The sequence below is a fragment of the Streptomyces griseobrunneus genome, from assembly GCF_046713465.1.
Lineage (GTDB): Bacteria > Actinomycetota > Actinomycetes > Streptomycetales > Streptomycetaceae > Streptomyces > Streptomyces microflavus.
In genome coordinates this window covers 2,604,376-2,623,478 of sequence record NZ_CP177080.1, presented here as the reverse complement: position 1 = coordinate 2,623,478, position 19,103 = coordinate 2,604,376, and the positions used below count along the sequence as shown (strand labels likewise).

At 72.2% G+C, this 19,103-nt stretch carries 21 protein-coding genes; 12 read left to right on the top strand and 9 right to left on the bottom strand.

The genetic code is table 11. From position 1 onward, the window contains the following. Positions 1-26: 26 nt before the first annotated feature. Positions 27-1,028, bottom strand: a complete 1,002-nt coding sequence (locus ACK8N7_RS11480) for a GNAT family N-acetyltransferase (RefSeq protein ID WP_500442123.1) — start codon at positions 1,026-1,028, stop codon at positions 27-29. Between the two features lie 117 nt (positions 1,029-1,145). Between ACK8N7_RS11480 and fdxA the strand changes: the two genes are divergently transcribed. Together fdxA and dapC are read left to right on the top strand one after the other, a co-directional pair. Further along, the gene (gene fdxA / locus ACK8N7_RS11475; RefSeq protein WP_403209450.1) at positions 1,146-1,466 is read left to right on the top strand and encodes a ferredoxin; all 321 of its coding nucleotides are present in this window, start codon (positions 1,146-1,148) and stop codon (positions 1,464-1,466) included. A 115-nt stretch (positions 1,467-1,581) separates the two neighbouring features. Next, complete coding sequence (gene dapC / locus ACK8N7_RS11470; protein WP_403209452.1) at positions 1,582-2,676, top strand: succinyldiaminopimelate transaminase; 1,095 nt, start codon at positions 1,582-1,584, stop codon at positions 2,674-2,676. Between the two features lie 73 nt (positions 2,677-2,749). Here dapC and ACK8N7_RS11465 read toward each other — a convergent pair whose 3' ends face one another. Both ACK8N7_RS11465 and ACK8N7_RS11460 read right to left on the bottom strand, forming a co-directional pair. Then, positions 2,750-3,187, bottom strand: coding sequence for an ATP-binding protein (locus tag ACK8N7_RS11465; protein ID WP_403209454.1), 438 nt, complete (start codon positions 3,185-3,187; stop codon positions 2,750-2,752). Between the two features lie 286 nt (positions 3,188-3,473). Then, positions 3,474-4,394, bottom strand: coding sequence for a hypothetical protein (locus ACK8N7_RS11460; RefSeq protein ID WP_500442121.1), 921 nt, complete (start codon positions 4,392-4,394; stop codon positions 3,474-3,476). A gap of 131 nt (positions 4,395-4,525) precedes the next feature. Here ACK8N7_RS11460 and dapE point away from each other — a divergent pair, with 131 nt between their 5' ends. Both dapE and ACK8N7_RS11450 read left to right on the top strand, forming a co-directional pair. Next, positions 4,526-5,605, top strand: coding sequence for a succinyl-diaminopimelate desuccinylase (gene dapE / locus ACK8N7_RS11455; RefSeq protein WP_500442119.1), 1,080 nt, complete (start codon positions 4,526-4,528; stop codon positions 5,603-5,605). Positions 5,606-5,725: 120 nt separating this feature from the next. Continuing rightward, positions 5,726-6,511 (top strand): LOG family protein, encoded by a 786-nt coding sequence (locus tag ACK8N7_RS11450; RefSeq protein WP_403209460.1) that lies wholly within the window; start codon positions 5,726-5,728, stop codon positions 6,509-6,511. 76 nt (positions 6,512-6,587) lie between these two features. Here the strand turns inward: ACK8N7_RS11450 and folP are convergent, their stop codons facing one another. Next, complete coding sequence (gene folP, locus ACK8N7_RS11445) at positions 6,588-7,460, bottom strand: dihydropteroate synthase (RefSeq protein WP_403209462.1); 873 nt, start codon at positions 7,458-7,460, stop codon at positions 6,588-6,590. A 64-nt stretch (positions 7,461-7,524) separates the two neighbouring features. On the opposite strand from folP, the gene ACK8N7_RS11440 reads away from it, so the two are divergent. Together ACK8N7_RS11440 and ACK8N7_RS11435 are read left to right on the top strand one after the other, a co-directional pair. Continuing rightward, complete coding sequence (locus tag ACK8N7_RS11440) at positions 7,525-7,977, top strand: cell division protein DivIVA (protein WP_051821857.1); 453 nt, start codon at positions 7,525-7,527, stop codon at positions 7,975-7,977. Beyond that, on the top strand, positions 7,974-8,570 hold the full coding sequence (locus ACK8N7_RS11435) for a DNA-3-methyladenine glycosylase I (RefSeq protein WP_403209464.1): 597 nt from the start codon (positions 7,974-7,976) through the stop codon (positions 8,568-8,570). Before ACK8N7_RS11440 ends, ACK8N7_RS11435 begins: the two co-directional genes overlap by 4 nt. 9 nt (positions 8,571-8,579) lie before the next feature. Here ACK8N7_RS11435 and chcB read toward each other — a convergent pair whose 3' ends face one another. Further along, positions 8,580-9,392 carry a 2-cyclohexenylcarbonyl CoA isomerase gene (chcB, locus tag ACK8N7_RS11430; RefSeq protein WP_403209466.1) on the bottom strand — a complete coding sequence of 271 codons (813 nt, stop codon included), beginning with the start codon at positions 9,390-9,392 and terminating at the stop codon, positions 8,580-8,582. A 317-nt stretch (positions 9,393-9,709) separates the two neighbouring features. Between chcB and ACK8N7_RS11425 the strand changes: the two genes are divergently transcribed. Beyond that, complete coding sequence (locus ACK8N7_RS11425; RefSeq protein WP_003966491.1) at positions 9,710-9,877, top strand: DUF3117 domain-containing protein; 168 nt, start codon at positions 9,710-9,712, stop codon at positions 9,875-9,877. Between the two features lie 80 nt (positions 9,878-9,957). Here ACK8N7_RS11425 and ACK8N7_RS11420 read toward each other — a convergent pair whose 3' ends face one another. Continuing rightward, positions 9,958-10,632: an O-methyltransferase gene (locus ACK8N7_RS11420; RefSeq protein WP_403209468.1), complete on the bottom strand. Its 675-nt coding sequence runs from the start codon at positions 10,630-10,632 to the stop codon at positions 9,958-9,960. Positions 10,633-10,809: 177 nt separating this feature from the next. On the opposite strand from ACK8N7_RS11420, the gene sigE reads away from it, so the two are divergent. The 5 genes from sigE (at position 10,810) to ACK8N7_RS11395 (ending at position 15,903) form a co-directional block, all read left to right on the top strand. Continuing rightward, complete coding sequence (sigE, locus tag ACK8N7_RS11415; protein ID WP_380961552.1) at positions 10,810-11,568, top strand: RNA polymerase sigma factor SigE; 759 nt, start codon at positions 10,810-10,812, stop codon at positions 11,566-11,568. Further along, complete coding sequence (locus ACK8N7_RS11410) at positions 11,565-12,632, top strand: anti-sigma factor family protein (RefSeq protein WP_403209470.1); 1,068 nt, start codon at positions 11,565-11,567, stop codon at positions 12,630-12,632. Before sigE ends, ACK8N7_RS11410 begins: the two co-directional genes overlap by 4 nt. 122 nt (positions 12,633-12,754) lie before the next feature. Next, positions 12,755-14,488, top strand: a complete 1,734-nt coding sequence (locus tag ACK8N7_RS11405; protein WP_500442115.1) for a S1C family serine protease — start codon at positions 12,755-12,757, stop codon at positions 14,486-14,488. A gap of 126 nt (positions 14,489-14,614) precedes the next feature. Then, the gene (locus tag ACK8N7_RS11400) at positions 14,615-15,112 is read left to right on the top strand and encodes a sec-independent translocase (protein WP_015611172.1); all 498 of its coding nucleotides are present in this window, start codon (positions 14,615-14,617) and stop codon (positions 15,110-15,112) included. A gap of 125 nt (positions 15,113-15,237) precedes the next feature. Continuing rightward, positions 15,238-15,903 (top strand): hypothetical protein, encoded by a 666-nt coding sequence (locus ACK8N7_RS11395; RefSeq protein ID WP_403209476.1) that lies wholly within the window; start codon positions 15,238-15,240, stop codon positions 15,901-15,903. Between the two features lie 72 nt (positions 15,904-15,975). Here the strand turns inward: ACK8N7_RS11395 and ACK8N7_RS11390 are convergent, their stop codons facing one another. Genes ACK8N7_RS11390 through ACK8N7_RS11380 form a run of 3 tightly spaced genes read right to left on the bottom strand, consistent with a single transcriptional unit; the run spans position 15,976 to position 18,980 of the window. Then, positions 15,976-17,109 (bottom strand): Mrp/NBP35 family ATP-binding protein, encoded by a 1,134-nt coding sequence (locus ACK8N7_RS11390; protein ID WP_403209478.1) that lies wholly within the window; start codon positions 17,107-17,109, stop codon positions 15,976-15,978. Positions 17,110-17,152: 43 nt separating this feature from the next. Further along, complete coding sequence (locus ACK8N7_RS11385) at positions 17,153-17,716, bottom strand: DUF1003 domain-containing protein (protein WP_403209480.1); 564 nt, start codon at positions 17,714-17,716, stop codon at positions 17,153-17,155. Next, on the bottom strand, positions 17,703-18,980 hold the full coding sequence (locus ACK8N7_RS11380) for a magnesium transporter MgtE N-terminal domain-containing protein (protein ID WP_403209482.1): 1,278 nt from the start codon (positions 18,978-18,980) through the stop codon (positions 17,703-17,705). Before ACK8N7_RS11380 ends, ACK8N7_RS11385 begins: the two co-directional genes overlap by 14 nt. Positions 18,981-19,103 lie beyond the last annotated feature (123 nt).

Sequence of the window (19,103 nt, the reverse complement as noted above, 5' to 3'; positions counted from 1 at the left end):
CGCCCGGCTCCCCGCTCCGGGCCTCGTCAGGCGGGCCGGAAGTGGTGGTAGCGGTGGTGCGCCGCGAAACCCATGCCGTCGTACAGGGCCCGCGCCCCTTCATTGTCCTCCTCCACCTGGAGCCAGGCCGCCGAAGCGCCCTCGTCCAGGGCCCGGCGGGCCAGGGCCGCCATCACCGAGGTGGCCAGCCCGCGCCGCCGCTGCTCGGGGGCGACCTCGACGGCCATGAACCCCGCCCACCTCCCGTCCACCACGCACCGGCCGATCGCCGCGGGCGCCTCCCCGCCGGCCTCGCCCGCCACCGTGGCGAACCACACGGAGGGACCGCTGCCCAGTACCCGCAGCACATGGGGGCCGGGGGTGGAGAAGCGCTGGTAGCGCGAGAGCCAGGCCTCGTCCGGCTCGCGGGTCAGCCGCACCGCCGTGATGTCAGCGTCCAGGTCACCGACCGGCGCCAGCGCGGCGATCCGCACCTCGGCCGAGACCTCGCGCCGCCACCCGTGCCGTTCCAGCTCCGCACAGAGGGCCTCCTGCGTTCCCTCGGCCCCGGTCGCCGTCTGGATGTACGCGGGCAGGCCCCGCTCCTGGTACCAGCGCTCGACCCGCCCGAACGCCTCGCCGAGCGGCAGGCCCGGATCGCCGAGCGGCAGCGCGGAGTTGGCGCGCCGGGTGAAGCCTCCGGCGGCGCGCAGCCGCCAGTCGCCCAGGGGTTCGCTCTCCAGCGGCTGCCAGGCGCGGGCGGTGACGGCGGCCAGCTCCCGGAAGGAGGCCGCCGGGCCCCGCCGGCGGGCCGGGGCGGCGGGGACGACCTTGCCCGCGACCAGGGAGGATTCCACGATGTGGACGGACTCCCCGCTCTTTCGTGTGATCGAGACCACACCGTCGTTCCATGATGTGAGAACACCGACCGTGTCCGTGAACTCCGCGCCTGCGCCGTCCCCCTCGGGGCGCCTTCGGACGGAGACCCGTTTGCCCACGTCAGCCGGTGTGATGCGGACTTCCAGCCGTCCGCCCATGGTGAATTCCACAGCTCTGTCCGCCCCTCCTGTTCGGATCGTGCCCGAGAACGGAGATACTAGGGGCGGGCATCGACGACGCCGCGCTCCCGCGCGAGAGCCAACGCCCTACCGAGGAGGAACGACAGCGTGACCTACGTCATCGCGCAGCCTTGTGTCGACGTGAAGGACAAGGCCTGCATCGAAGAGTGCCCCGTCGACTGCATCTACGAGGGCCGGCGATCCTTGTACATCCACCCGGACGAATGCGTCGACTGCGGAGCCTGTGAGCCGGTCTGCCCGGTCGAGGCCATCTTCTACGAGGACGACACTCCGGAGGAGTGGAAGGACTACTACAAGGCGAACGTCGAGTTCTTCGACGACCTCGGCTCCCCGGGTGGTGCTTCGAAGCTCGGTCTCATCGAGCGCGACCACGCGTTCGTCGCCGGACTGCCGCCGCAGAACCAGTAAGCGGCAGCGGCACCAAGTGCGCAGCCCGGTCCCGTACGGCTTGTCACCGTGCGGGGCCGAGGCGTTTCCCCGTACGGCCGGGAACGGCCCGAGAAACCCGAGAAAGCAGAGACCCGTGTCCGCAGTCTCCTCCCGCCTCCCGGTCTTCCCCTGGGACAGGCTCACGCCGTACAAGACGACGGCCCAGGCCCATCCGGACGGCATCGTGGACCTCTCCGTCGGTACGCCGGTGGACCCGGTGCCCGAGGTGATCCGGCGGGCGCTCACCGCCGCCGCCGACAGCCCCGGCTATCCGACGGTGTGGGGGACCGAGGCCCTGCGCGACGCGCTCACCGGCTGGGTGGAGGGGCGCCTCGGCGCGGTCGGGGTGACCCACGCCAACGTGCTGCCGGTCGTCGGCTCCAAGGAGCTGGTGGCGTGGCTGCCGACGCAGCTCGGGCTCGGCGCGGGCGACAAGGTCGCCTACCCGCGGCTCGCCTACCCGACGTACGAGGTCGGCGCCCGGCTCTGCGGTGCGGAGCCCGTCGTCTACGACGACCCGACCGAGCTGGACCCGGCGGGGCTGAAGCTCCTGTGGCTCAACTCGCCCTCCAACCCGACCGGGAAGGTGCTCCCCAAGGACGAGCTCACCCGGATCGTGGCGTGGGCGCGCGAGCACGGGGTGCTGGTCTTCAGCGACGAGTGCTACCTGGAGCTCGGCTGGGACGCCGAGCCGGTCTCGGTGCTCCACCCGGACGTCTGCGGCGGTCACTACGACGGGATCGTCGCCGTCCACTCGCTCTCCAAGCGCTCCAACCTGGCCGGCTACCGGGCCGCCTTCATCGCGGGCGACGCGGCCGTCCTCGGCGAGCTGCTGCTGATCCGCAAGCACGGCGGGATGATGACGCCCGCCCCCGTGCAGGCCGCCGCCGTCGCCGCCCTCGGTGACGACGTGCACGTGGCCGAGCAGCGCGCCCGGTACGCGGACCGGCGCCTGGCCCTGCGCGCCGCCCTGGAGGCGCACGGCTTCCGGATCGAGCACAGCGAGGCGAGCCTCTACCTCTGGGCGACCCGTGACGAGCCGTGCTGGGAGACCGTGGCCTACCTCGCGGAGCTGGGCATCCTGGTGGCGCCCGGCGACTTCTACGGCCCGGCGGGCGAGCGCTTCGTCCGGGTGGCGTTCACCGCGACCGACGAGCGGGTGGCGGCGGCGGTCAAGCGCCTGTCCTGATACGGGCGTACGAGAGGGCCCGGGGAGTGCGCACTCCCCGGGCCCTCTCGCATGTGTGCCGTACGGCGGTGGGTCAGCCGATCGGCAGACCGTTCAGCGGCAGACCACCGGTGGGCAGGCCGCCCGCGAGAGCATCGGTCGGCAGGCCGCCACCGGCGGCACCGGCGACGCCGCCGACGGCCTCGCCCGCGCTGCCCGCGGTCTGGCCCGCGGTCTCCTGGACGGCCGGGGCGGCCACCTTGGCGGTCTGGCCGGCGGTCTTGCCCGCGGCCGGAAGGGCGGTGCCGACGAGGCGGCCGCCGGTGTCACCGGCGGCCTTGGTGCCCTGCTGAGCGGCGCTGTCCACGGTGTTGCCGAGACCGGCACCGTCCAGCGCGGTCAGACCGCCGAGGTCCGGGGTCTGCGGGAGCTCTGCGGCACCTGCGGCGCCGGCCGCACCGACCACGGGGGCTGCACCTGCGGCGATCAGCAGCGCGGCACGAGCGATCCGACGGGTCAGGGGGAGGGACATGGTGCTCCTTCGACGGGATGTCAGTGATTCGGTCCGGTGAGCCGGACGCACTGACAACAGGTCCGAGGGGAGGGAAAGTTGCGGCGGACGAAGGTAAAGAGTGAGCAATGCGTCCGATAATCCGCAGTGGAGGAACCCGGGCAAACAAAGCATTCCGGAGCCGTTCGATGAACCGTCACTTCCCTTGGGCGGCAAGGGAATCGGTGCGGCATGAACGAAAATCCGAAACGGCGGCCCAGGGGCCCGGAGCGGCAGCCCCAAGGGTCCGAACGGGTGACGGGCCGTACTACTGAGCGACCCGGATCCCGACGGCCGTCGTGTCCGGTTCCTTATCCTTCGTACGTTCCGTCCGCCAGCCCGAACCGGCGTCCCAGACCCGGTCGGCATAGCTCACGCGCTCGATCCGCAGCTCCTCGGAGTGCGCCACCGCCCAGTGCGCCAGCTCCCAGCCGCGCTGCGGCGCGCCCTCCGCCTTCGCCCGGGCCGTCGCCGGCACGGGCACCGACACGGTGGCGGCCGCCGACGCGCCCGCCGCCTTCGTCTCCGGCAGGACGTCCTTGCCGAAGGTGCGGATCAGCTCGGCCCGCACCTGCGCCGCGTCCCCCGGGCCCTCCGCCGTCTTCGCCGACGGCGTGCAGTTCAGCGAGGCGGGCTCGCGCCCGGTCAGCGCGGAGGCCAGCAGCGCGGCGTCCGGCTCGTGCTTCGCGTACGCCTGCGGGAAGCCGCTGCGCTGCACGCGCTGCGCCGCCACGGTCAGCGGGAGCCGCGAGTAGCCCGGTACCTCGGCGAGGTGGTCGTAGAACTCCCCGGACGAGTACACCGGGTCCATGATCTGCGCCACGGTGCCCCAGCCCTGCGAGGGCCGCTGCTGGAACAGGCCGACCGAGTCGCGGTCCCCGTGGTCGATGTTGCGGAGCGTGGACTCCTGGATCGCCGTCGCGATCGCGATAGTCACCGCCCGCTCCGGCATCCCGCGGGTGGTGCCCACGGCGGAGATCGTCGCCGCGTTCGCCGCCTGGTGCAGGCTCATCTCGTAGGTGTGGTCCCCGTCGGCGGCCCGGACCACACAGCGCGGCGCGGACTCGGTGGTGGAGGAGTCGTACTGCACGGCCAGATAACCGCCCAGCGCGGCGAGCACGGCGAAGGCGGCCGCGTAGCGGAGGAGGCGGCTGCGACGGCGGCGGGCGGGGCTGGCTGTCCGGGGCACGGGCCCCACCGTACTGGAGGGTACGACCGGGGGCCGATACCCCGGCCCTCCAGGGGTGTGACCATGCCCCTGCGCCCCGTCCTCCAGGGTCATGACCATGCCCGTACGCCCCGTCCTCTAGGGTCGTGGCCATGTCCGACAGCACGCTTGACCTGACCCTGGACGGCCCGGCGCTCACCGCCCGGCTCGTCGACTTCCCCTCGGTCAGCGGGGAGGAGAAGGCACTCGCCGACGCGATCGAGACAGCGCTGCGCTCCCTGCCCCATCTGACCGTCGACCGGCACGGCAACAACGTCGTCGCCCGCACGAACCTCGGCCGCGCCGAGCGTGTCGTCCTCGCCGGGCACATCGACACCGTGCCGATCGCCGGCAACGTCCCCTCCCGCCTCGACGCGGACGGCATCCTCTGGGGCTGCGGGACCACCGACATGAAGGCCGGCGTCGCCGTCCAGCTCAGGATCGCCGCGACGGTCCCCGAACCCAACCGCGACCTGACCTTCATCTTCTACGACAACGAAGAGGTCGCCGCCCACCTCAACGGCCTCGGCCACATCGCCGACGCCCACCCCGACTGGCTCGCCGGAGACTTCGCCGTCCTCCTGGAGCCCTCCGACGGCGAGGTCGAGGGCGGCTGCCAGGGCACGCTCCGGGTCCACCTGCGTACGGCGGGCGAGCGGGCGCACTCCGCGCGCAGCTGGATGGGGTCCAACGCCGTCCACGCCGCCGCCCCGATCCTGGCGAAGCTGGCCGCGTACGAGCCCCGCCGCCCGGTGATCGACGGCCTTGAGTACCACGAGGGGCTCAACGCCGTCGGCATCGAGGGCGGCGTCGCCACCAACGTCATCCCGGACGCCTGCACCGTCGTTGTCAACTACCGCTACGCCCCCGACCGCACCGAGGAGGAGGCCATCGCCCACGTCCGCGAGGTCTTCGCCGACTGCGGGGTGGCCGGGATCGTCATCGACGACCACTCCGGCGCCGCCATGCCCGGCCTCTCCCACCCCGCCGCCAAGGCGTTCATGGAAGCGGTCGGCGGCACGGCCCGGCCCAAGTTCGGCTGGACGGACGTCTCCCGCTTCGGCGGCCTCGGCGTCCCCGCGGTGAACTACGGCCCCGGCGACCCGATCTACGCCCACAAGCGCGACGAGCACGTGGTGGTCGAGAAGATCACCCACTGCGAGGACCGGCTCCGCTCCTGGCTCACCGCCTGAGCGCCCGACCGCCCGACGCACGGCATTCCCCCGTACGTAACCTCCGCCGATCTACGCTGGCCGGACGCAGCACGACACAGCCCGGCCCAGGACGACACAGGCCGGTGGAGGGAGCGGAACATGGTCAACGCCGAGGACGCACGAATCCCTGAAGGTGCGGAGGTCCCCGAGGGCGCGGTGGCCCCCGAGGAACAGTGGCTGGGTCCGGTACTGCGCCGCAGGGAGCAGGTCCAGCCCGGCACGACCGATCAGCGGCTGCTGGACTCCGAGGGCGACTCCGAGTGGGTGCACACCGACCCGTGGCGGGTGATGCGCATCCAGTCGGAGTTCGTGGAGGGCTTCGGCGCGCTCGCCGAACTGCCGAGCGCGATCAGCGTCTTCGGCTCGGCCCGCACCCCGGCCGGATCGCCGGAGTACGAGGCCGGCGTCCAGATCGGCAAGGCGCTGGTGGACGCGGGCTTCGCGGTGATCACCGGTGGTGGCCCCGGCGCGATGGAGGCCGCCAACAAGGGCGCCCGGGAGGCGAAGGGCGTCTCGGTCGGCCTGGGCATCGAGCTGCCCTTCGAGTCGGGGCTGAACCCGCACGTCGACATCGGCGTCAACTTCCGCTACTTCTTCGTCCGCAAGACGATGTTCGTGAAGTACGCACAGGGCTTCGTGGTCCTGCCCGGCGGCCTCGGCACCCTGGACGAACTCTTCGAGGCGCTCACCCTCGTCCAGACCGGCAAGGTCACCCGCTTCCCGATCGTCCTCTTCGGCACCGCCTACTGGGGCGGCCTGATCGACTGGCTGCGCGAAACGGTGGTGGCCCAGGGCAAGGCCTCGGAGAAGGACCTGCTGCTGTTCCACGTGACGGACGACGTGGACGAAGCGGTGACGCTGGTGACGAAGGAGGTCGGACGGTAGCCAATTGAGCCCGTCCGGCGATTGAGGACTCTTCAGCTGTTGGGGTGGGACGGCTCCGGGCGCCGCCCCACCTCACCTACGCCAGCCCCCGCCGCGCCACCGCCGGAGCCCGGTGCCCCGCGATCGACGCCACCATGTCCAGGACCTGCCGCGTCTCCGCCACCTCATGCACCCGGTACACCCGCGCCCCCAGCCACGCCGACACCGCCGTCGTCGCCAGCGTGCCGATGACCCGCTCCTTCACCGGCCGGTCCAGCGTCTCTCCCACGAAGTCCTTGTTGGACAGCGAGACCAGCACCGGCCACCCCGTCTCCGCCATCTCCTCAAGGCGACGCGTCGCCTCAAGAGAGTGCCGGGTGTTCTTCCCGAAGTCATGGCCCGGATCGATCATGATCCCGTCCGCCCGCACCCCGAGCCCCACCGCCCGCTCCGCAAGCCCCACCGTCACCCGCAGGATGTCCGCCATGACGTCGTCGTACGCGATCCGGTGCGGCCGCGTCCGCGGCTCCGCGCCCCCCGCGTGCGTGCACACAAGCCCCGCCCCGTACCGCGCGGCGACCTCCGCCAGCTTCGGGTCGACCCCGCCCCACGCGTCGTTCAGCACGTCCGCCCCGGCCTCGCAGACCGCCTCGCCCACATCGTGCCGCCAGGTGTCCACACTGATCACCACGTCCGGGTGGCGGCGGCGGACCTCGGCGACGAACCCGACCGTGCGGCGCGCCTCCTCCTCGGCGCTCACCTCCTCGCCGGGGCCGGCCTTCACCCCGCCGATGTCGATGATCGCGGCGCCCTCGGCCACCGCCTGCTCGACCCGGGCGAGCGCCGGTTCGTCCTGGAACGTGGCGCCCTGGTCGTAGAAGGAGTCCGGGGTCCGGTTCACGATCGCCATGATCACCGGCTCGTGCGGCCCGAATTCCCGCCGCCCCAGCCTGAGTGCACCGCTTCGCATCCCGTGTTTCCTCCTCGATAGCCCGCCTGCGACCCTAACGTCCGGCCCCGACTGTCCGTGCCGCATGGCACGATCGGAGCCGGACGAGGTTTCCGCCCCCGGGGAGATGCGCGTGTTCTGGTTCTTGCTGCTCACGATGGTCGTGGTCGTCACGGCGGTCACCCTCGCGGTGGTCGGCGGTGGCGGGAGCCCCGTGCTCCAGGACGTCACCCCCGAGCGGTTCACCGACCCCCTGCCCGCCACCCGCCCGGTCGGCCGGGCGGACGTCGAGGCGCTGCGCCTGCCGATGGCCGCCCGTGGCTACCGGATGGCCGATGTCGACGAGGCGCTGTCCCGGCTCGGCGCGGAGCTGGCCGAGCGGGACGCCCGGATCGCGGAGCTGGAGTCCGCCCTGGCCGGGGTGCAGGCGTCCGCGGTGACGACGGGGACCGACCTGTTCAAGCAGCCGGGGGACCGGCCCGCCGAGCCTGGCGACCAGGGCCACGGCCCGGCCCGCGGCGAGGACGACGCACGATGAGCGGCGGAGCCGTGGCCGCCCCCGACGGCAGGCTGCGCTGCCCGTGGGGCCTGTCCACCGAGGACTACCTCGCCTACCACGACACCGAGTGGGGCCGCCCGGTCCACGGGGACGACGCCCTGTTCGAGCGGCTCTGCCTGGAGGCGTTCCAGTCAGGCCTGTCCTGGCTGACGATCCTGCGCCGCCGCGAGACCTTCCGTACGGCGTTCGCCGGATTCCGCATCGCCGAGGTCGCGAAGTTCACCGACACCGACCGGGAGCGGCTCCTCGCCGACCCGGGCATCATCCGCAACCGGGCCAAGGTCGACGCCACCCTCGCCAACGCGAAGGTGCTCGCCGACTGGCCGGCCGGGGAGCTGGACGAGCTGATCTGGTCCTACGCCCCCGACCCGGCCGGCCGCCCCGCCCCGGGAGGGCTGGGCGACGTCCCCGCCGTCACCCCGGAGTCCACCGCGCTCGCCAAGGAGCTGAAGAAGCGTTCGATCCGCTTCGTCGGCCCGACCACCGCCTATGCGCTGATGCAGGCCTGCGGCCTCGTCGACGACCACCTCGCGGACTGTGTGGCCCGCGGTGGCGCCCCCGTAGCTCCGTAGGGTGACCGGCTACTTCCCCAGGTAGACGGGCTTCTCCTTCGCGAGGAACGCCTCCACCGCGATGACGTGGTCCTGCGACGCGCCCGCCCGGGTCTGGAGTTCGTCCTCCTTCTCCAGGGCCTGAGCGAGCGTGTGCCCGGCGCCGTACGCCATCGACTCCTTCAGCGCCGCGTACGCCACCGTGGGGCCGTCCGCCAGGGTGCGGGCCACCGCGGCGGCCTGCTCGGCCAGCTCGGCCGCCGGGACCACGCGGTTGACGAGGCCCAGCTCCAGTGCGTCCTGCGCGGAGATCGAGCGCGGGAAGAACAGCAGATCGGCGGCGCGGCTCGGGCCGATCAGCCGCGGCAGCGTCCAGGACACGCCCGAGTCCGCGGTGAGTGCGACACCCGCGAAGGAGGTGTTGAAGGAGGCCGTGTCGGAGACCACCCGGTAGTCGGCCGCCAGGGCGAAACCGAACCCGGCCCCGGCCGCGACGCCGTTCACCCCGGCGACCACCGGCTTGGCCATCTCGGTGATCGCCCGCACGATCGGGTTGTAGTGCTCCCGCACGGTGCTCAGCGCGTTCCCGCCGCCCGACTCACGGGTCGCCGCCAGCGTGGCGACGTGCTCCTTGAGGTCCTGGCCGACGCAGAAGGCGCGCCCGGTGGCCGTGAGCAGAACCGCCCGTACCGCCGGGTCCGCGGCCGCGTCCCGCAGGGAGTCCCGGAGCGCGACCTTCGCCGCGGTGTTCATGGCGTTCATCGCGTCGGGTCGGTTGATCGTGATCGTCGCGAGACCCTCGCTCACGTCGTACAGCACGGTGTTCGCCGGCTCGTCGGCCATTGCGGTCCATCCCCTCACTGCTCGGGCATCGTTGCCACTGGAGGCAAGCATGGCCGACGCGGGGCGGGGTGTAGATGTGACCTGCGTCTAACAATTGGCTCTCACCTGGGGGTCCAGGGCGGCGCAGTATCGCAGCCGGATCGCCGAATTGGGTGGTTTTGAGAGAGCGCGTTGCGCAAGCGATGCAGAGCGATGTTGGTCATCGGGGTCGTTGATGCGGGATAATGGTGAAGAAGCAATGTGTTCGATGCCGGTGAGGCAGCGCCTGTCATGGGGCCGCCGGTTGCGATGAGCTGGTTTCAGGAAGGGGAACGAGCATGGCGGCCATGAAGCCGCGGACGGGCGACGGCCCGCTCGAGGTGACAAAGGAGGGGCGGGGCATCGTCATGCGCGTTCCGCTCGAAGGCGGCGGTCGGCTTGTTGTCGAGCTGACTCCGGACGAGGCCGATGCCCTCGGCGACGCGCTGAAGAAGGTCGTCGGCTGACGCGGAACGCCCATCACCTGCACCACTGCCCGGTACGGATCCCGTACCGGGCAGTGGTGCGTCTCCAGGCTCTTCGGGCTCTACGGGGTCCGGGAGCGCCGGACCGCGCAGAGCAGCCCGTCGCCGACCGGCAGCAGGGTCGGCATCAGCTCCTGGCTCTCGCGCACCGCGCGCAGCAGCTCCCGCAGCCGCAGCACCTCGGCCGGCTGGGCGGCGGAGTCGACCGTGCGGCCGTCCGCGAAGACGCCCTCGAAGCAGACCAGGCCGCCCGGGCGCAGCAGGCGCAACGATTCAGCGAGGCAGTCGAGGCTCTCCAGCCGGTCGCCGTCGCAGAAGACGAGGTCGTATCCGCCGTCCGCGAGCCGGGGCAGGACGTCCAGCGCGCGGCCGGGGATGAAGCGGGCCCGGTTGGAGGCGAAGCCCGCCTCGCGGAACGCCTCCCTGGCGAACTGCTGGCGCTCGGGTTCCGGGTCGACCGTCGTCAGCACGCCGTCCGGCCGCATCCCGTGCAGCAGATAGATGCCGGACACGCCCGTGCCCGTGCCGATCTCCGCCACAGCCTTGGCATCCGCGGCCCCGGCCAGCAGGCGCAGCGCGGCGCCGGTGCCCGGTGACACCGAGCGCAGCCCCAGCTCGCGGGCCCGTTCCCGGGCCCGGTGCAGAGCTTCGTCCTCGGCGACAAAGGCGTCGGCGAGGCCCCAGCTCGTCTGCCGGTTGGCGGTAATGACCCTCTCCTGTCCCCGTAGTTGGCGCAACGGTGACTGTATCCGCTGGACCCGGGAACCCGCAGATGGGACCGGGCGTTGTGCAAGGAGTGGGGAAAGCGCAGCGCCCCGGCCCGCGGATCGGACCGGTGAGCTGCGAGGAAGTCCCGGGCGGCGCCCGGCCCCAGCAGGGAAAAGGCTTATCCGGAGCTAACGGGCGAGGTGGCTATGGTAGGGGCTCCACTGGACACCACCAGAGCCGATAGGGGAGGTGCGGCTGCGCCTGTGGATCGGGGAGGGGTGCTGCGGCGCCTTCTCAGGTCGGCCGGTGAGCCGAAATCCGTGACCAACATTGCTGACCGTTCTTCCGAAGACTCCGCACCGACCGCGACCTTCGCCTCCGATGCGGATCAGGCGTGGACCCCGCCCTCATGGGAAGAGATCGTCAGCACGCACAGCGGTCGCGTGTACCGCCTTGCCTACCGGCTGACGGGTAACCAGCACGACGCCGAGGACCTCACCCAGGAAGTCTTCGTCAGAGTCTTCCGCTCGCTGTCGACGTACACGCCCGGCACGTTCGAGGGCTGGCTGCACCGCATCACCACCAATCTCTTCCTGGACATGGTCCGGCGCAAGCAGCGGATCCGCTTCGACTCGCTCGGCGACGACGCGGCCGAGCGGCTGCCCAGCCGGGAGCCGTCCCCGCAGCAGGTCTTCAACGACACCCACTTCGACGCCGACGTGCAGCAGGCGCTGGACACCCTCGCGCCCGAATTCCGTGCGGCCGTGGTCCTCTGCGACATCGAGGGCCTCAGCTACGAGGAGATCGCCGCGACCCTCGGCGTGAAGCTCGGCACCGTGCGCAGCCGCATCCACCGCGGCCGCTCGCACCTGCGCAAGGCGCTCAAGCACCGTTCGCCCGAAGCCCGCGCCGAGCAGCGCTCCCTGGCGGACGCGGTCCTGGCAGGGGAGGGCGGAACGGCGTGAGCGGCACAGGTCCCACCGGTCCCACCCCGGCCGAAGCGCATCTGGGGGACCGGCTCGCCGCGCTGGTCGACGGCGAGCTCAACCACGACGCCCGTGAGCGGGTCCTCGCCCATCTGGCCACCTGCGCCAGGTGCAAGGTCGAGGCCGACGCCCAGCGGCGCCTCAAGAGCGCCTTCGCGATGTCCGCCGCACCCTCGCCCTCCGAGGGGTTCCTGGCCCGCCTGCAGGGCCTTCCCGGGGGTCCTGGCGGCGACGGCACCGGTGGAGGCAGGCCGTTCGGCTCCGGCGGGCCGTTCGCCGACGAGTTCTTCCCCCCGCTGCGGTCCTCCGGCTCCACCCGCCGCGACCCCGCCGCACCCTCCTCCCCGCTGGACGACTTCGGCTATCTCCCCGCGGCCCACGGCTCCACCACCGTCCTGCCCGGCGGCTCCGGGGCCGCCTTCCGTTTCCACGAAGTGGCCCGGGACGCCGAGCGTTCGCCGTGGCGCGGGCGGCGTTTCGCCTTCGCCGCGGCCGGTGCGGTCTCCCTGGCGGCCATCGCGCTCGGCGGCACCCTGCCGCTGGACTCCGGCCCCGACCCCCTCCTGCGCGCCGAGGGCAGCGGGAACAGCGTGACCCCGCTCGACGCCGAGACCCGCGCCGGGGGATCCACCGAGGCGGTCAGCCGCCGCGGCGGCGCCCAGTCGGTGGGCGGCGACCGCCTGGCCGTCAACCGGTCGGCGGCCGATGTGTCGTCGACCGGCGGGCACCGGCCCTCGCCCCTGCTCTCCGCCCCACCGGCAGCTGTCGCCCCGGGGGTGAAGCCGCCCCTGTCGCCCCGGGCGCAGACGACGGCCCCGCCGCTCTTCTCCAGCTCCCCCCTGGGCGGACACCCCTTCACGTTCCCCGTGCTGAACGTGTCCGTGCCGCCGCTGATACGTCCGACCGGCGGTTCCACCCCGCTGCTCGCGACGGTGCTGGGCGGCGGTTCGACGGCGAAGGCGCTCACGCCACCGGCCTCCTCGGACCCGGGCCGGCCGACGCCGACCAACGACCTGGCGAGCCCGCTCCCGCCCCGGCGCTGACCGGGTCCCGGCCGAACGCCGGCCGAACCGGGACGGGACCCTGCGCGGGGATTCGCAAACCTGGTTGAATTCCGGGGAGGGACGCCTCTGTGGGGCGTGCAGAGGCCAGTTGCGGGGAGAGCATGGACGACGGGAAGCCCACCGGGCCGCAGGCGAAGTGGTGGAGCCGCCCCGCCGAGGGGCGGCCGAGCCGCTCCGGGCCGGAGAACCAGGAGCCGGAAAACCGGGCGCCGGAGAGCCAGGCACCTGAAACTCAGGCGCCGGAGAACCAGGCGCCGGAAGGCCGGGAGCCGGGAACCCAGGAGCCGGAAGGCCGAGAGGCGCAGCCGTCCCTCCCGTCCGGGCCGCCCCTGCACGAGCCCGACGAGTACAGCACCCCGCCGTACGGCGGCCCCGGACCGTGGGCGCCCGCGCCACCGGTCCAGCGGCCGACCCCGGCCCACGGCACCCCCGTACCGCCCCAGGCCGCACCCCTGCCACCGCAGCCCTCCCCGGTGGAGCCCCAGGCCACCCCCGTACCGCCGCAGCCATCGCCGCAGCCCCCGCACCCCGCCCCCGTACCGCCGCAGGGCGCTCCGGAGCGGCCGCCGTTCGCGACGACGCACGGGGCCGGTGTCCCCCCGGCGGGACCGGGGGAGCAGCGGCCCCCGTCCTCGCAGTGGGTCCAGTACGACCCGTGGGATGCGCCGGGGCAGCCGCTGACCCAGGCGGGACCACCGGCCGGCACCGAGCCGGGGAGCCGGAAGAACCGCCGGGGCGGGGCCTTCGCCGGAGTGCTGCTGCTGACCTTGGTCGCCAGCGGTATCGGCGGCGGGGTCGGCGCGTACATCGAGCGCACCGGCGGTCTGACCACCGTCGAGCTGCCCCAGGCGAGTCACGACAACGGCGACCGGGCGCCCGAGAGCGTCGCGGGCATCGCCGCCAGCGCCCTGCCCAGCGTCGTCACCCTGCACGTCAGCGGCACCGCCGAGTCCGGCACCGGCACCGGCTTCGTCCTCGACGCCCGGGGCCACATCCTCACCAACAACCACGTCGTCGCCCCGGCAGGATCCAGCGGGGACATCACCGTGACGTTCAGCAGCGGTGAGACGGCCGCCGCCGAACTTGTCGGCAAGGACAGCGGTTACGACCTCGCCGTCGTCAGGGTCAAGGGCGTCTCGGGCCTCAAGCCCCTGCCGCTGGGCAACTCCGACAACGTCCAGGTGGGCGACCCGGTGGTGGCCATCGGCGCCCCCTTCGACCTGTCCAACACGGTCACCTCCGGCATCATCAGCGCCAAGCAGCGGCCGATCACCGCGGGCGGCGAGAAGGGCGACGGCAGCGACATCAGCTATGTCGACGCCCTCCAGACCGACGCCCCGATCAACCCCGGCAACTCCGGCGGCCCGCTGGTCGACACCCAGGCCCATGTCATCGGCATCAACAGCGCCATCCGCGCCGCCGACAGCGGCAAGGGGACCGAGCGCGGCGGCCAGTCCGGCTCCATCGGCCTCGGCTTCGCGATACCGATCAACCAGGGCAAGAGGGTCGCCGAGGAGCTGATCAGCACCGGCCGGGCGACCCACCCGGTGATCGGCGTCACGCTGGACATGAAGTACACCGGCGACGGGGCCAAGGTCGGCACGAAGGGCCCCGACGACGGCCCCGCGGTCACCAAGGACGGTCCCGCGGCCAAGGCGGGCATCAGATCCGGCGACGTGATCACCGAGGTCCAGGGCCAGCGGGTGCACAGCGGGGAGGAGCTGATCGTGAAGATCCGCGCCCACCGGCCGGGCGACCGGCTGGAGCTGCGGCTGACCCGTGGTGGCAAGGAGCTGTCCGTCACGTTGACGCTCGGCTCGGCGAGCGGCACATGAGCGACACGGCAAGGTACCGCCCGGACAGGTTGGCCAGGTACCGTTGAACGGTCCGGGCACTCGTCCCACCTGGCCGGGACCAGACGCAGAAGTCGGGATCAGGCGGAGAACACGAGGAGCAGCTAGGTGTTCAATGACATAGGCGCACTGGAGCTGCTGACGCTCGGGGTGCTGGCCGTGCTCGTCTTCGGCCCCGACAAGCTGCCCAAGCTCATCCAGGACGTCACGCGCACCATCCGCAAGATCCGTGAGTTCTCGGACAGCGCCAAGGACGACATCCGCTCCGAGCTGGGCCCGCAGTTCAAGGACTTCGAGTTCGAGGACCTCAACCCCAAGACGTTCGTCCGCAAGCAGCTCATGGACGGCAACGACGACCTGGGGCTGAAGGAGATCCGCGAGAGCTTCGACCTGCGCAAGGAGATCTCCGACGTCACCGACGCGGTCAACGGCCGCACGCCGGCACCGGATTCCGCCAACAGTGCGGCGAACGGCTCTGCGGGCGCGTCGGGCACCGGCACCTCGCCCAGCCTCACCAAGACCGGCGACACCACCCCTGACCTGCTGAAGAAGGCTCCGCAGCAGGCGCAGAGCGAGCGGCCGCCGTTCGACGCGGACGCCACCTGACGCCAGTCGATCCCGACTCGTCCGGACGGTATGGCTATTCTCCATCTGTCCGGTTGCGAGGACGCCCACGCCCGCGGGGGGCGGGCCGCTCCGGATCGGAACTGATCGAGGAGGCGGCCGCTCAGATGGAGACGACGAGTCGGGTGGATACGGACGGTGCCCCTGGCACGGTCACGGCGGAGGAGGTGCCGGCGGCCCGGCGGCGTACCGTCGACGGCTACCTGGAAGCCCCCTTCCCCTGGTACGGGCTGGACGAGGCCTTCACCGGCCCGCGCTGGCTGATGCAGGTCGGCACGGCGGCGGACGGCACGGTGCAGCACGGCTCCACCGGTCACGGCGACGAGCCCTCGGTGAAGACGGACGGGGCCGCGGCCGAGAAGGAACGCTTCGCGGCCGTCATCACGGTCGCCGCCAGCCCCGTGAGACGCAGCGGTGACGGTACGGGGGTGCTGGACGCCACCACGGTCTCCTCGGCGGCCTGGCTGGCCGGCTCGGGCCTGCTGGCGTACACGTGGCCGCCGCAGATGGACCACGCCCTGCGCGACGACTGGCTGGACCAGCAGACCGAGACGGCGTTCACCCTCGCCGACGACCTCGGCTCCGCGCCCTGGTCGACGCTCTCCCTGCCGGTGGACGGGGTTCCGGTGGAGTTCCACTACCGGGAGTCCGAGTTCGGCTGGGTGCTGGCCGGGTCGGCGCACGAGGGCGTGCACATCGGCGCGTACGGGCGGGGTATGAGCGCGTACGGTCTGGGGTTCGCGGTGATCAAGGACATCGCGGCCTACGAGTAGGCCCGACTCGTCCGGACGGGCTGGCAGAACCAGCCCGTCCGGCGATCGAGGACGAAAAAGCGTCGGCGGAGCTCAGAACTTGTTGCGCGGGGTGATCCCCAGCGACATGCCCGACAGGCCCCGCCGGCGGCCCCCCAGCTTCTCCGCGATCGCACGCAGCGCCTTGCCGGCCGGGGAGTCCGGGTCGGACAGGACCACCGGCTTGCCCTCGTCGCCGCCCTCGCGCAGCCGCAGGTCGATCGGGATCGAGCCGAGCACCGGCACCTCCGCGCCGACCGTCCGCGTCAGCCCCTCCGCGACCCGGGCGCCGCCGCCCGAGCCGAAGACGTCGACCATCTCGTCGCAGTGCGGGCACGGCATGCCCGACATGTTCTCCACGACGCCGACGATCTTCTGGTGGGTCTGCACGGCGATGGAACCGGCCCGCTCGGCCACCTCGGCCGCCGCCTGCTGCGGGGTCGTGACGACCAGGATCTCCGCGTTCGGCACGAGCTGCGCCACGGAGATCGCGATGTCACCGGTGCCCGGCGGCAGGTCGAGCAGCAGGACGTCCAGGTCGCCCCAGTACACATCGGCGAGGAACTGCTGGAGCGCCCGGTGCAGCATCGGGCCGCGCCACACCACGGGCGCGTTGCCCGGGGTGAACATGCCGATGGAGATGACCTTCACGCCGTGTGCGGACGGCGGCATGATCATGTTCTCGACCTGGGTGGGCTTGCCGTCCGCGCCGAGCATCCGGGGCACGCTGTGCCCGTAGATGTCCGCGTCCACGACGCCCACCTTCAGCCCGTCGGCCGCCATCGCCGCCGCGAGGTTCACCGTCACCGAGGACTTCCCGACGCCGCCCTTGCCGGAGGCGACCGCGTACACCCGGGTCAGCGAGCCGGGCTTGGCGAAGGGCACCTCCCGCTCGGCGGTCCCGCCGCGCAACGAGCTCGCCAGCTCCTTGCGCTGCTCGTCGCTCATGACATCGAGGGTGACCTCCACGCGGGAGACGCCCTCGACGCGGGATACCGCCTCCGTCACGTTCCTGGTGATCGTGTCGCGCATCGGGCAGCCGGAGACCGTGAGATACACCGTGACAGCGACTACACCGTCAGGATCGATCTCGACCGATTTCACCATGCCCAGCTCGGTGATCGGGCGGTGGATCTCCGGGTCGTTCACTGTCGCCAGTGCTTCACGCACCGCGTCTTCCGTAGCCATACCGACGATGTTACGGCGCGCGGCCCTACGGGCGGGTAGCGCGTCAGCGGTCGCCTTCGTCACTCTCGGACGTGAGGAGGATCTGCCGGTCCTCCATGTCCCTCACCATGTCCTGGAGCTCCGAGCGGATCCAGTCCCGGGTGGCGACCTCGCCGAGGCCCATCCGCAGCGCCGCGATCTCCCGGCTGAGGTACTCGGTGTCGGCGATGGAGCGCTCGTTCTGCTTGCGGTCCTGCTCGTGGGTGACCCGGTCCCGGTCGTCCTGCCGGTTCTGGGCCAGCAGGATCAGCGGGGCCGCGTACGAGGCCTGGAGCGAGAGCATCAGGGTCAGGAAGATGAACGGGTACTCGTCCCACCGCAGATCCTTGGGCGCGTAGATGTTCCACAGCACCCAGACGATGATGATCAGCGTCATCCAGACGATGAACCGCCCGGTCCCCAGGAACCGCGCGATCCGCTCGGAGAACCGGCCGAACGCCTCCGGGTCGTACTCCGGCAGCAGCCTGCGCCGCGGCGACTTCGGCTGGTCGAGCCGGGTGCGCGGCGGGCGCATCAGGCCGGAGGAGCCCGTCGAGGCGGTCTTCGTCCGCTCCTCACGTTCGGCCATGGCGGATGCCCCCCTCGCCGTGGAAGTCGGTCTCGCGCCAGTCCTCGGGCAGCAGGTGGTCCAGGACGTCGTCCACGGTCACCGCACCCAGCAGGGAGCCGCTCTCGTCCACGACGGGCGCCGAGACCAGGTTGTACGCGGCCAGATAGCTGGTCACGGTCGGCAGCGGGGTGTCCGGGGGCAGCGGCACCAGGTCGCTGTCGACGATCGAGCTGACCAGGGTGAACGGCGGATCGCGCAGCAGCCGCTGGAAGTGCACGGTGCCCAGGTACTTGCCGGTCGGCGTCTCGTCGGGGGAGCGGCATACGTACACCTGTGCGGCGAGCGCGGGGGAGAGGTCGGCCTGCCGGACCCGGGCGAGCGCGTCGGCCACCGTGGCGTCCGGGCGGAGCACGATCGGCTCGGTCGTCATCAGACCGCCCGCGGTCCGCTCCTCGTACGCCATCAGGCGGCGCACATCGGCGGCGTCGTCCGGCCGCATCAGGGTCAGCAGCCGCTCCTTGTCCTCCTCGGGCAGCTCCGAGAGCAGGTCGGCCGCGTCGTCCGGGTCCATCGCCTCCAGGACGTCGGCGGCCCGCTCCTCCTTGAGCTTGCCGAGGATCTCCACCTGGTCGTCCTCGGGCAGCTCCTCCAGGACGTCGGCGAGCCGGTCGTCGTCGAGTGCGGAGGCCACCTCGACCCGGCGCTTGGGGGAGAGGTGGTGCAGGGCGTTGGCGACATCGGCGGGGCGCAGCCGTTCGAAGGTGGCGACCAGGTTCTCGGCGCCCTGCCCGTGCTCCTCCAGCGAGAAGCCGCTGACCGCCGACCACTCCACCGTCAACGTCTCGCCCTTGCGGCGCAGCGCCCCGCCGCGCCCCTTACGGACGAAGTACTTGTCGATCTCCCAGTCCCGGCGGGCCGGCAGCTGCTGGATCGCCACGTCCAGGACGGTGACCTCCTCATCGCTCTCCACCAGCCGCACCCGGCGGTCGAGGAACTCGCCGAGGACGAGCCGTTCGGTGGGCCGCTGCTCGAAGCGCCGCATGTTGACCACGCCGGTCGTGATGACCTGGCCCGACTCGACGCCCGTCACCCGGGTCATCGGCAGGAAGATCCGCCGCCGGCTGACCACCTCGACGACAAGACCCAGGATGCGCGGCGGCCGTCCGCCGACCCGCAACATCGCCACCAGATCGCGGACCCGGCCGACCTGGTCCCCGTTCGGGTCGAACACCGGCACCCCGGAGAGATGCGAGACGAAGACCCGAGGGGCTCCTGCCGCCATGCTCCGCCTCCTTCTCCGTGCCGCCGTACGCCATGATCAGGCTAGCCGTTGCCGTGGTGGAGCGCCCCGGCGGACCCGTCCGTACGGCTGGCTGCCGGGCGGTGCGCGGACCCCGGGTACGCT